The following is a 12,699-nucleotide window of genomic DNA, read 5'->3' as shown; positions in this document are numbered from 1 at the left end:
GTGAGATCAGCTTCTCCCAGTGTTGCCGACAGCGGTCTCAGACCCAGGGGTCAGGATCGAAATCACGGTCTGCGCCTGGCTCGCGATGGCTGGGTGGGCGGCGTTCACGGGTTGACCGCGGAGGTTGGTCCTCCTCCCACTCGGGTGCCTCCCAGCCATCCAGGGGATCGTCCCAATCCGCATCGGGCTCATCCTCCAGTGAGAGGGGGTCCTGAGCAGGCTCAGGCGACCAGTCACGCTCCGAAGAACGTGCATCGTCCCGTTCGACCCAGCCGGCCGTGCCCGGGCCCTCCCAAGGGGGCTCTTCCAACCACCCTTCCAGGCGTTCACCCGCACGGTCGCCCATGTGCTGGATCTGCTCCCGCCAACCACGGGATTTGCGCAGAAAATCCTGTCGAACACTGGAACGGGCCAAGGGCAGATCATCAAGATCACTCAGACCGGTGCTGACCCGACCAGGCTGTTGATCAACGATGCGATCTGGAGTTAGACGCCAGCGGCTGCTCCCGGGGAGGCGGGGGTCACTGCGCGACACGAGGTAGTGAAGGATTTCACCGGTGGCCGGCACAAAGGTGAGATCGGCAATCTGTCCCAGCCGCTCACCATGGCGATCGAGAAGATCCGCTTCCATCAGCGTCGGCAACCGCTCCAGCGTGAGCTGATCGGTGAGGGCAGGAGGCCCTTTGACAAACACCTCCTGATCCGTGAATCCCCGGCACTGATTCAGACGCCACACATCCCGGCTGTTGCGCAAGGCTGAGGGCCGGCTGACCCAACCGAGCAAACGATGCACCGGGGGATGCATCCAGGCCATGACACCAGGGCCGTGATCCAGGCCCTGATCACAACGCACCCGATGGTGCAGGAGATCACTGAGCAGAACCTGATCCGGAAGCGCCACAGGAACCGTCGTGCAAAGAACTCAGTTGCGGATCTGAACGGGCATCACCAGGTAGGTGAAACCAGAGGTGTCATCAGCCGGGGTGAGGATCGCAGGTGTGGTGGGGGCGTTGCACTGCAGCACAATCCGATCCGCCTCCATCGCCTTGAGGCCATCCAGCACATAGCGCACGTTGAAGGCGATCTGCATGGCATCTCCCACGAGGGTGGCTGGAAGAGATTCGGAACCACTCCCCACATCCTGAGCATCGGCACTGATTTGCACCAGGCCTGCGGTGGGCTCGGTGCTGATGCGCACCACGTTGTTGTGCTGATCAGCCAAAACAGCCACCCGTTCCAAAGCCGCCATGAACGGACGGCGCTCGAGGTCGATGGTGCGCGTGAACCCGTCGGGAATGAGCTGGCGATAGTTGGGATAGGTGCCTTCCAAGGTGCGGCTGGTCACCATCTGGTCAGCAGCGAGCACGACCACCTGACCGCGGTCATAGAAGAGGGTCACGGGATCGTCACCTTTCCAACCAGCAATCAAGCGCTCCACTTCACGCAGGGAGCGGGCGGGCAGGGTGACCGCGAGGACCCCGTCTTCGGTGGTGGTGTCGGCATCCGGCGCGCCGCTGGGGTCGTCTTGCAGTGCGTCTTTCACCGCCAAGACCGCCAACCTGTGGCCATCGGTGGACGCTGCTTCGAGGTTGCGGGCTTGGAAGCGCAGATGCACACCCGTGAGCAGTTGCTTGGCTTCGTCGGCGCTACTGGCGAACAACGTGCCGCGTAGAGCCTGCACCAGCGACGCTGCTTCCACCCGCAGGGCGGTGCCGTTTTCCACCAGGGGGAGGTCGGGGAATTCATCCGCCGGCATCGCCCGCATCTGGTAGCTACCGCTCAGGCTGGTGAGCTCCACCTGCTCACTGGCGTCATCGGTGGCAAGCGTGATGGGGGAATCGGCCGACAAACGACTGACGATTTCACCGAGCAAACGGGCCGGAAGCGTCACGGCACCGCTGGCTTCCACGGAGGCGGTAAAGGATGTCTGGATCCCAAGGTTGAGATCAAAGCCCGTGAGACTGAGGCGTCCGGTGCCGGCATCAGCGGTCAACAACACGTTGGCCAAGACCGGATGGGTTGGCCGAGACGCGACAGCCCGGCTGACGAGCTGAAGGGCTGAATTGAGCTCTGACTGGGAACAGACCAGTTTCATGGGGTCAACGTCCCGACCATGCGTGCTGAAGGCTCTCCACGGTTTCACAGGCTGGGGAGATGTGCAACGGCCTGCCGCAAGCAAGTGATCCGATCCGTCTAACGGGATTTAAAAGCTTTTAAAACCAAATCAAACAGCCGTAATAGGGGTTGGGGAATGGGTGGAAAACCCTCCAAAAGCCTATGCAGACAACGATTCTGGCTTGCACAGGTCTGGGGAATGTTGGTCTCGCGATGCGGAAAGCCGAGCGTTTTGCACAGCTTCCACAGCCTGGGGGAAATGGCTGTTGGGGTGGAGGCGGGTCTTGGCCGGAGTTTTCCACCACTTTTCTCCCCTCTTTTCGGCGGTCTTCCGCAGCCGCTTTGTCGGTTGGTTGCCCATGCAAAGCGCATCAAAAAGCCCCCGATGGCGGGGGCTGAGAGCTCCCTGACGGCAGAGGCTTGTTTGAACGTCGGTTCAGAACCCCATCACCTTGGCCACAGTGCCCAGATCGGGAGCCAGGTCGGTGTGGAAGGCTGCGTCGTTGTTGTTGATGGCGCAGTCAGGGTCCTTCAGTCCGTTACCGGTGAGCACGCACACCACGGTGGCTCCTGCGGGCACTTCGTCTTTGCGTTTGAGCAGTCCGGCCACGGATGCAGCACTGGCCGGTTCACAGAAGATGCCTTCTTCTCCTCCGAGCAGTTTGTAGGCCGCGACGATTTCGGCGTCGGTGACATCCAGAAACGCTCCATTGCTGGCTTCGCGGGCCGCGAGGGCTTTTTCCCTGTTGACGGGGTTGCCGATGCGGATCGCGGTGGCGATCGTGTTGGGGTCGTCCACCGTGGTGTTGTTCACCAGAGGAGCGGAGCCGCTCGCCTGGAAGCCCATCATCCGGGGAAGGGTGCGGCTGCGGCCGGCCTGGTGGTACTCCTGGAAACCCATCCAGTAGGCGGTGATGTTGCCGGCGTTGCCCATGGGGATGCACAGCCAGTCGGGCGCATCGCCGAGGGCATCGATCACCTCGAAAGCAGCTGTTTTCTGGCCCTGCAGGCGGTAGGGGTTCACCGAGTTCACCAGGGTGACCGGATACTTCTCAGCCGCCTCCCGAACAATGTCGAGGGCCCGGTCAAAGTTGCCTCGGATGGCCAGTACTTCAGCCCCATAGACCAAGGCTTGAGCCAGCTTGCCCTGGGCGACATAGCCATCGGGAATCAATACGAAGGCCCGCATGCCGGCGCGGCGGGCATAGGCGGCGGCCGCGGCTGAGGTGTTGCCGGTGCTGGCGCAGATCACCGCTTCGCAGCCTTCTTCCTTGGCCTTGCTGATGGCCATGGTCATGCCCCGGTCTTTGAATGAACCGGTGGGATTGAGGCCGTCGTATTTCACGTACACCTTCACGCCCTTGCCGATGCGTTCCGCTACGGCTGGAACGGGAATTAGCGGAGTGGCGCCTTCGCGAAGCGTCACCACCGGTGTGGTGTTGGAGACCGGCAGCCAGCTCCGGTAGGCCTCAATCAGACCGGGCCAGTCCTGCATGACTGGTCCGGTGTTCAGACGCCTGCGGAGGTTCTGGAGCAGAGACACCGACCAAGGGCAAAGGACGGGAGGAATCTAGGTCTCAGGGTTTGGCCTCTTTGAGGCCATCCAATGGTGATTCAGAAAAGAACTGCACCAGGCCTGAGATTGACTGCGCTTTTTCGATCACGGCCATCAGGGCTGGGATGTTCACTTCCATCACCTCAGCCGGATAGGCCTTCAGGAACTTGATCGCTGTGAGGCCGCCATCATCGATCTGCAGGCCATTGATCACGCCAGCCCGAATGGCCGGGACGCTGACGTCTGGGGAAGGCACCATCAGCGGATAGATGATTCGCGCAACGCGCCGGATGATCACATCGCCGATTCGCGTCGACATCAGTCGGCTGGTGAGCACCAGAGGCAGATTCAGCTCTTGATTGAGCAGCTTGGCCACGTCCTCTGGGTTCTGATTGCTCAGGCGCAGGATGTCCACCATCAGGCCCCTGGGTTTTCCGGTTTCGGCCAGGTAGGCGAGATCGTCGACGGACAGTGAACGGCGGAAGGCTCCGCTGACCAATGCCACATCCTTGGCGGCCAGGGCTGGCGTCGTGACCACGCCGCCCACGCCGGCGAGGGAGACTCCCAAGCCTGCGGCAAAGCTGAGCAGCCGGCGGCGGCGTGTCTTCGACGAATGCATCACGGCTGACCCCGAACCCAGAAGGTGTCCGCGAAATTTAGGCAGGGATTCCAGCGGCCACCTTCACCAGGCGGACAACTCCGCGTTCGGCCAGCCCTTTGGCCATCTGGGCTCCCATTCGTCGTGCATCCGGTTCACGCACCAGGCGCGGCAGTCGCTTCAACACCAGATCAGGCGTGAAACCAGGCAGCTGTTGCAACACGCTCAGCAGCTCTCGAATCGGTTCCAGATCGAGCATGGTCTCTTGTTCCATGGCCCAACTGTCGTCGTTGCTGATGGCGGCGGGTTGCAGGGCGCGTGGGAGCTGCCGACCGATGCGTTTCACCGTCAGCCAGCCCAGAGCATCGACCCGGTCCACCACCGCCTCCACCAGTTGGGTGCGCAGCATCCCGCCATTGGCTGAGAAGAGGAAATCAAGCACCTGATCCAGAAGTGTGTCGAGATTCAGCTGGGCCTGGCTGGCTGCGCTGGCCACCAGGTTTTCAAGGCGTGTCCAGCGGAAAGCGTCGCCATCGAACAGCATTTCCTTGAGGCTCTGCCGCAGTTGAGGATCCGGGTCCTCCATCAGCCGTTGGGCGAAGTAGGGATAGGCGGCTCCAAGAATTTTGAATTCAGGATCCACACTCAGAGCAATCCCCTCCAGGGTCACCAATGAACGGATGATCAGGGCGTAATAGGGCGGTACCCGGAACGGGAATTTGTACATCACCCCTGACATGTCGTCCGTGACGCTCTTGAAATCCATCCGGTTGACCCCCATCTCCAGGGCCTGACTGAACACGGATTCGAAGGCGGGAACAATTGGCTCGAGATTGACGTCTTCCGCCAGGAAGCCGAGGGTCACGAAGTCTTTGGACAGCTTGGAGAAATTGCGGTTCACCAGATGGACCACCGCTTGAATCAGGCCGGTGCGGGATTCACGGCTCACCTCACTCATCATTCCGAAGTCGAGGTAACAGAGGCGCCCGTCCTCCAGCGCCAGCAGGTTGCCGGGGTGGGGGTCCGCATGGAAAAACCCGTGCTCCAGCAGCTGCTGCAGACTGCAGCTCACACCCACTTCGACCATGTCATCGGGGTCGATACCGAGTGCGCGCACGGCCTCCAGGTTGGTGAGTTTGACCCCGTTGATCCACTCCATGGTCAGCACCCGCCGGCTGGTGGCTTCCCGGTAGATGGCAGGAACCGCAATGCGGGGGTTGTGGCTGTGGAGGTCGCGGAACTTCTCTGCGTTTCCGGCTTCGTTGAGATAGTCCATCTCCTCAAAAACCCGCTTGCCCAGCTCATCGATCAGTGCAACCAGATCGCTGCGGATCAGGCCGATGTTGCTGTTCAGCCAGGCGGCGATATTGCGCACGATGTAAAGGTCGAGCGTGATCTGCTCTCGCAGACCGGGGCGCTGCACTTTCACCGCGACGGCTTGGCCGCCCTTGAGCACGCCTCTGTGCACCTGACCGAGGGAAGCCGCGGAGATCGGGTCGTGATCGAGGCTTTCGTAGATCTCATCCACTGGTGCGCCGAGGTCTTCCTCAATGCAGGCCATGGCGAGATCACTGTCGAAGCCGGGCAACTGGTCCTGCAGTTGGGCCAGTTCCTCCAGCAGGACCGGAGGCACGATGTCGGGTCGGGTGGAGAGGGCCTGACCGGCTTTGATGAATGCCGGCCCCAGATCCACCAGCAGTTCGGCGCATTCTCGGGCTCGACTCCTGGCCCGCTGTTCGTCTTTGAGCAGCTGAAAGATCCAGTCAAAACCGATTCCCAGCAACAGCAGTCCGATCGGCACCAACGTTTGCCACAGGCGACGCAGCAGCCGTTGGGGATGGCCGGCATAGATGCGCGTGATCGCTGCGGGGTCGTAGCTCAGCAGACCCGCCGCTTCGATGAAATCTCCGAGTTCCTGTTCGATCACGGCCGGCATTGGCAGTGACCCCCTTCTAAACGAGCTGAGCTGCCGCTACGGTCAACGCGACCACCGGGAGCTGCCGTGCTGGCCGGTCTGCGACTGCACAACATTGCTCTGATCGAGAGCCTGGAGCTGGATTTTGAGCCAGGCCTCACGGTGCTCACGGGTGAAACCGGAGCTGGCAAGTCGTTGCTGCTGGATGCCCTTGATGCGGTGCTCGGTGGGATGCAGGGCACCGCAGCGGCTCGTTTGGTGCGTAACGGTCAGGCCCGGGCTGGGATTGAAGCGCGGTTTGACCCCAGTGCTGCCGTCAAAACCTGGCTAGAGGGTCAGCAACTGGCGCTTGAAGACGGTGAGGAGGAGGAGCTGGTGGTGTGCCGTGAATGGCGTCGTCAGGACGACCGCCTCTCCAGTCGTTTTCGTATCAATGGTGTGGCGGTGAATCGTCAGCAGGTGTTGGCCCTTCGCCCCCTGTTGATTGACCTCACGGTGCAGGGCCAGACCCAGCAACTGGCGCGACCAGGGCAGCAGCGCCGTTGGTTGGATCGCTTGGGTGCTGCTGAGTTGGAGGCTTGCCTTGCTCAGGTGCGTCGTCATTGGTTGCTGTGGCGTGAAGCTTTCGGGGCTCTGGAGCAGGCTCGGATGCAAGCGGAACGTTTTCAGGAGCAGTTGGAGGAACGCCAGGCTCTGCTCGAGGAGCTGGAGGCGGCCCACTTGGAAGACCCCGATGAGTTGCGTCAGCTCACTGCTGAACAGGACCGCCTCGTGCACGGCGTGCATTTGCAGGAGGGTCTCGGGGAACTGATCGGACGGTTGCAGGATGGTGCTGATCAGGCGCCATCGGCCATCGACCATCTGCTCGCTTGCTGCCATGTCTTGCAGCAGATGCAGCAACTGGATGGATCGCTGCAACCCCTGAGCGAACGTTGCCTGGATCTGGAGGCCGGATTACGGGATCTCACCCGTGAGCTGGAGCTCTACGGCACGGCTTTGGACAGTGATCCTGCGCGACTGGAGGAGTTGCAGGACCGCTTGGCTTTGCTGAAACGGCTTGAGCGTCGCCATGGCCGGGATCTCGAAGCCCTGTGCGATCTGCGAGATGAGTTGCGTGAGCAACTCAGCGAGGGCGGTGTTGATGCGGCCCTTGAGCAGTTGGTCATTGCTGAACAGACGGCGCGGCAGTCCCGCGATCAGGTCAATCAGCAGCTCACCGCGCATCGGGAAAAGGCAGCCCATTCCCTTGAGCAGACCCTGTTGGATCACCTGCGCCCGATGGGGATGGCGAACGTGCGTTTTCAGGCGGCCATTAATCCCTGTGAGCCGGGAGAGCAGGGAGCCGACGCTGTGCAGTTTTTGTTCTCCGCCAACCCGGGTCAGCCGCTGGCTCCGTTGGCGGAGGTGGCTTCAGGTGGTGAGATGTCTCGCTTCCTTCTCGCTCTCAAAACCTGTCTGGCCGGCGTCGATGGTTCCAGTTCTCTGTTGTTCGACGAGATCGACTCCGGTGTCAGTGGCCGGGTGAGTGGCGCAATGGCAGATCTGTTACGCACCATGGCCGCTCAGCGCCAGGTGTTCTGCGTGACCCACCAGCCCCTGGTGGCGGCCGCGGCGGATCATCACTTCCGCGTCAGCAAAACGGTGGTCGATGGTCAGACCCGCTCGCGAGTGTCCCACCTGCGGGACACTCAGGCCCGGGAGCAAGAGCTGGCGGAACTGGCTGGGGGCGATCTAGGAGAGGCGCGCGCTTATGCGGCGAGTCTCCTTGACCAGAAGGCTGCCTGAGCACCCTCCGATCTCCGTAGAATCTTCAATTCTCGAGATCCAGCCGTATGGGGCGCACTGCTCCCAATTCGAAGGCCTCATTGCCGGCAAAGCCCGTCAGTCTGAGCGCTGGGTCTGATGAGGATGTGATCCGGGTACGGGGAGCGCGCCAGCACAATCTCAAAAACGTGGATGTCACCATCCCGCGCAACAAGATGGTGGTGTTCACAGGTGTGAGTGGGAGCGGCAAGAGCTCTCTGGCGTTCGACACGATCTTTGCGGAAGGTCAGCGCCGTTATGTCGAGAGTCTGTCGGCTTACGCCCGTCAGTTCCTCGGCCAGGTCGATAAGCCGGATGTCGATGCGATCGAAGGCCTTTCGCCGGCTATTTCGATCGATCAGAAGTCCACGAGCCATAACCCCCGCTCCACGGTGGGCACGGTCACCGAGATTCAGGATTACCTGCGTCTCCTCTTTGGACGGGCTGGTGACCCCCACTGTCCGAAATGCGACCGGGCCATTCGCCCCCAGACCATTGATGAAATGGTCGATCAGATTCGCACCCTGCCGGAGGGCACCCGTTATCAGCTTCTGGCTCCGGTGGTGCGTGGCAAGAAGGGCACCCACACCAAGTTGATCAGTGGCCTGGCGGCAGAAGGTTTTGCCCGGGTGCGCATCAACGGGGAGGTGCGCGAACTCTCCGACAACATCGAGCTCGACAAGAACCACAGCCACAACATTGAAGTGGTGGTGGATCGTCTTGTGGCTCGGGAGGGCATTCAGGAACGCCTCACCGATTCCCTCCGCACCTCGCTCAAGAGGGGTGACGGTCTAGCCATCGTTGAGGTGGTGCCGAAGAAGGATGAGGAGCTTCCTGAGGGGGTTGAACGGGAACGGCTTTACTCCGAAAACTTTGCTTGCCCCGAACACGGCTCCGTGATCGAGGAGTTATCACCGCGGTTGTTCTCCTTCAACAGCCCTTACGGTGCCTGCGAGGCTTGTCATGGCATCGGACATCTGCGCAAGTTCACCCGAGAACGAGTGATCCCAGATCCTTCTTTGCCGGTGTATGCCGCTGTGGCGCCCTGGGCAGAGAAGGACAACTCCTACTACTTCTCCCTGCTCTACTCCGTGGGTGAAGCCTTCGGTTTTGAGATCAAGACCCCATGGCAGGAGTTGACGGAAGAGCAACAAGACGTGCTGCTGAATGGCAGCCGGGATCCGATCTTGATTCAGGCCGATAGCCGTTATCGCAAGGGGCAAACGGGATATCATCGCCCGTTCGAGGGAATCCTTCCGATCCTCGAGCGTCAGCTTCGTGACGCCAGTGGTGAGGCTCAGCGCCAGAAGCTTGAGAAGTATCTGGAACTGGTGCCTTGTTCCAGCTGCGCTGGACAACGTCTACGTCCAGAAGCTCTTGCTGTTCGGATCGGGCCTTATCGGATCACCGATCTCACGGCTGTGAGCGTGGGGCAGACCCTGGACCGGATCGAGCAGTTGATGGGCGTCGGTGCCTTCGAAGGCCAGGACCCGTTGCTGACCGAGCGCCAGATGCAGATCGGGGATCTGGTGCTGCGGGAAATCCGCATGCGTCTGAAGTTTTTGCTCGATGTGGGGCTCGATTACCTCAGCCTTGATCGCCCGGCGATGACCCTCTCGGGGGGAGAAGCCCAGCGCATCCGCCTCGCGACCCAGATCGGTGCGGGTCTCACCGGGGTGCTGTACGTGCTGGATGAACCGAGCATTGGCTTGCACCAGCGCGATAACGATCGCCTCTTGGCCACGCTGGAGCGGCTGCGGGATCTCGGCAACACCCTTGTGGTGGTGGAGCACGACGAAGACACGATTCGTGCCGCCGATCATGTGGTCGATATCGGGCCGGGTGCTGGCGTGCACGGCGGTCACATCGTTGCGGAGGGTGATCTGGAGACCCTCCTGAACGCGGAAGACTCCTTAACGGGGGCCTATCTCAGTGGTCGCCGTTCGATTCCCACCCCAGCGGAGCGACGCAATGCCGGCAGTCGCAGTCTCAAGTTGCTCAACTGCGCTCGCAACAACCTGCGCGATGTGAGTGTGGAGTTCCCGCTGGGCCGCCTGGTGTCGGTCACCGGCGTGAGTGGCAGCGGTAAGAGCACCCTCGTGAACGAGTTGCTTCACCCCGCCCTTGAGAACGGCCTCGGTCACAAGGTGCCGTTCCCTACAGGTCTTGGTGAGCTGCGCGGCCTCAAGTCGATCGACAAGGTGATCGTGATCGATCAGTCACCGATTGGTCGCACCCCCCGTTCCAACCCGGCGACCTACACCGGGGCCTTTGATCCCATTCGCCAGGTGTTCGCCGCCACGGTGGAAGCCAAGGCGCGCGGCTACCAGGTGGGTCAGTTCAGTTTCAACGTCAAGGGCGGGCGTTGCGAGGCCTGCAAGGGCCAAGGCGTGAACGTGATTGAGATGAACTTCTTGCCCGATGTCTATGTGCAGTGCGACGTCTGCAAAGGGGCCCGCTTCAACCGTGAGACGTTGCAGGTGACCTACAAGGGTCACACCATCGCCGACGTGCTCGAAATGACGGTGGAGCAGGCCGCGGAGGTGTTTTCCGCGATTCCCCAGGCCGCTGACCGTTTGCGCACCTTGGTGGATGTTGGTCTCGGTTACGTGAAGTTGGGCCAGCCCGCACCCACCCTCTCCGGGGGTGAAGCCCAGCGGGTGAAGTTGGCGACCGAATTGTCGCGACGGGCGACGGGGAAGACCCTCTACCTGATTGATGAGCCCACCACCGGCCTCAGCTTCTACGACGTGCACAAGTTGATGGATGTGATGCAACGGCTGGTGGATAAGGGCAATTCGATCATCTGCATCGAGCACAATCTCGACGTGATTCGCTGCTCCGATTGGTTGATTGATCTGGGTCCGGAAGGGGGCGATAAAGGTGGCGAGATCGTGGTCTGCGGCACACCGGAAGAGGTGGCCCAGCATCCCACCAGTCACACCGGTCGTTATCTGGCCAAAGTTCTCGACCAACATCCGGTGGAGACCCTGCCCCAGGCTGCGTGACGTCGTTTCGCTTCCGTTCCGCTTTGGCGTCCCTGCTGCTGGCCGTCAGCGGTTCGGTGGCGGCGTTGCTTCCCTCCCCGAGCCTGGCTTTGGAACGGTTGCGGATGACCCTGCCTCTGGTGGAGACCGCGGTGACCCTCGAGCTGGGTCAGGCGCAGACGGCCCAGCAGTTGCTGAAGGCCAATCCGGATCTGGCGGAGCTCGATCAGGTTGGGGAGGGTGCCGTGACCCGGGTTCTCGAACAAATGCTCACGGCTCCTTTGCCGAAGCAGAGCGTGGGATTTGTGCGGGAATCAGCGGGTGATCCGTTGTTTGAGCAGGCCCTGTTGGCGGCCTCTGAACTGGTGGAGGTGGAGGGGCTGTCGGCACCCCTGACGGGTGCAGACCTGCGGGTTGCTCTGAAGGCTGCCTCCAAAGACGGTCAACCCCATCTGCTGGGTGTGCTGCGCCGATTGCCAGGGACCACGGCGTCGATTGATCTTGAGGCCTTGGTGTTTTATGCCAACCGATTGGCACGTCATCAGCGTGGGGCCCAGGCCCTGATCGATGGCGGCCAGCCGGAGCGTGCCATGTCGCAGATGGTTCGGGGGATTCAGGTCCAGCAGCCGGCTTGGCGTCGTCGTCAGGCCTCGTTGCCAGTGCCCCATCGTCCAAGACCGCTTGCGCTGGTGATTGTTCAGCCCCAGGGCGACTCCAATGGCCGGCTGGTGTTGATCTCCCATGGCCTGTGGGATGAACCGTTCAGTTTTGAGGGCTGGGCCGCTTGGTTGGCGGGCCGCGGCTACACGGTGCTGATGCCGGTGCATCAGGGCAGTGATTTGGCCCAGCAACAGGCGATGTTGATGGGTGATCAGCCGCCACCGACCGCGGATGAGCTGCGATTGAGGCCCTTGGATGTGCGGGCCTTGCTTGATGCGGTGGAGGCGGGTCGTTTGCTGCCTGGATCGCGCCTTGATACCGATGCGGTGGCGATGGTGGGCCATTCCTGGGGAGCCACCACCACCCTGCAGGTGGCGGGTCTGCGCACCACGGATGTGAAGTTGATCAAGCGCTGCCAAAACCTGCGGGATCCCGAGCGCAATCTCAGCTGGGTACTGCAGTGCAGTTGGTTGAAGTCTGCTGCGGATGGATCGCTGGGTGACCCTCGAGTGAAGGCTGCCGTTGCTGTCAGTCCGCCGTTGCGTCTGTTGTTTGACCCGGGCAGTGGAGCAGAGCTCACGGCCAAGGTGTTGTTGGTGAGTGGCAGCCGTGATTGGCTAGTTCCCCCTGGCCCCGAGGCGGTGGAGCCCCTGCGTGAGGGTGAGCCATTGGCCCGAGGCCATCGCTTGGTGTTGGCGTCTGGCGGGGGGCATTTCAACCTGCGCGCACCGGCTGGAGCGGTTGATCCGCCCGTGTTAGCGCCGTTGATCGAGGCCTGGATCAATCAGCAGTTGCTGCCCCAGGCCGCGTTTCGTTTCGACGCAGGAGGTTGGGGGAGTGATCGTCTGCCCTTAGTGGATGTCACTCCGCGTCTGTGACCGGGGGATTGTCAGTCGCTTGGGCTTTTAGATCGGGTTGGGTGGTTTCGACAACCCCATTGTTGTTTGCGTTTCCTTGCTCCCCGTGCCAAGGCGGGGATCGGCACAGCTCTCAAGGTTGTAGTGCTGGTCTGCTTTTGTCCTGAGTTGGGGGATTTGAAACTCTCATTTCTCAGGTTTTTTTCACA

8 protein-coding genes are annotated in these 12,699 nt (G+C 61.5%); 3 read left to right on the top strand and 5 right to left on the bottom strand.

Going from position 1 to position 12,699, the window contains the following annotated elements; translation table 11 throughout:
- Positions 1-37 precede the first annotated feature (37 nt).
- The 5 genes from RS9916_RS10715 to RS9916_RS10695 all read right to left on the bottom strand — a co-directional run bounded on the left by RS9916_RS10715 (position 38) and on the right by RS9916_RS10695 (position 6,204).
- Positions 38-901, bottom strand: coding sequence for a hypothetical protein (locus RS9916_RS10715; RefSeq protein WP_007099431.1), 864 nt, complete (start codon positions 899-901; stop codon positions 38-40).
- A gap of 21 nt (positions 902-922) precedes the next feature.
- Entirely contained in the window at positions 923-2,095 is a 1,173-nt protein-coding gene (gene dnaN / locus RS9916_RS10710; RefSeq protein WP_007099430.1) for a DNA polymerase III subunit beta, read from the bottom strand.
- A gap of 456 nt (positions 2,096-2,551) precedes the next feature.
- Positions 2,552-3,610, bottom strand: a complete 1,059-nt coding sequence (gene thrC / locus RS9916_RS10705; RefSeq protein WP_050752268.1) for a threonine synthase — start codon at positions 3,608-3,610, stop codon at positions 2,552-2,554.
- 82 nt (positions 3,611-3,692) lie between these two features.
- The gene (locus tag RS9916_RS10700) at positions 3,693-4,289 is read right to left on the bottom strand and encodes an alpha/beta hydrolase (protein ID WP_007099428.1); all 597 of its coding nucleotides are present in this window, start codon (positions 4,287-4,289) and stop codon (positions 3,693-3,695) included.
- Positions 4,290-4,326: 37 nt separating this feature from the next.
- A complete protein-coding gene (locus tag RS9916_RS10695; protein WP_007099427.1) occupies positions 4,327-6,204 on the bottom strand; it encodes an AarF/ABC1/UbiB kinase family protein in 1,878 nt (625 codons plus the stop codon).
- Between the two features lie 66 nt (positions 6,205-6,270).
- Between RS9916_RS10695 and recN the strand changes: the two genes are divergently transcribed.
- From recN to RS9916_RS10680, 3 genes are read left to right on the top strand one after another with little or no spacing between them, the layout of a single operon-like run.
- Positions 6,271-7,968, top strand: coding sequence for a DNA repair protein RecN (gene recN / locus RS9916_RS10690; RefSeq protein ID WP_007099426.1), 1,698 nt, complete (start codon positions 6,271-6,273; stop codon positions 7,966-7,968).
- Between the two features lie 47 nt (positions 7,969-8,015).
- Entirely contained in the window at positions 8,016-10,994 is a 2,979-nt protein-coding gene (uvrA, locus tag RS9916_RS10685) for an excinuclease ABC subunit UvrA (RefSeq protein WP_007099425.1), read from the top strand.
- Positions 10,991-12,511: a hypothetical protein gene (locus RS9916_RS10680; protein WP_007099424.1), complete on the top strand. Its 1,521-nt coding sequence runs from the start codon at positions 10,991-10,993 to the stop codon at positions 12,509-12,511. The genes uvrA and RS9916_RS10680 overlap by 4 nt, the downstream gene beginning before the upstream one ends.
- Positions 12,512-12,699: the final 188 nt, after the last annotated feature.

The sequence above is a fragment of the Synechococcus sp. RS9916 genome (assembly GCF_000153825.1).
Lineage (GTDB): Bacteria > Cyanobacteriota > Cyanobacteriia > PCC-6307 > Cyanobiaceae > Synechococcus_C.
This window is presented reverse-complemented; position numbering and strand designations above follow the sequence as displayed.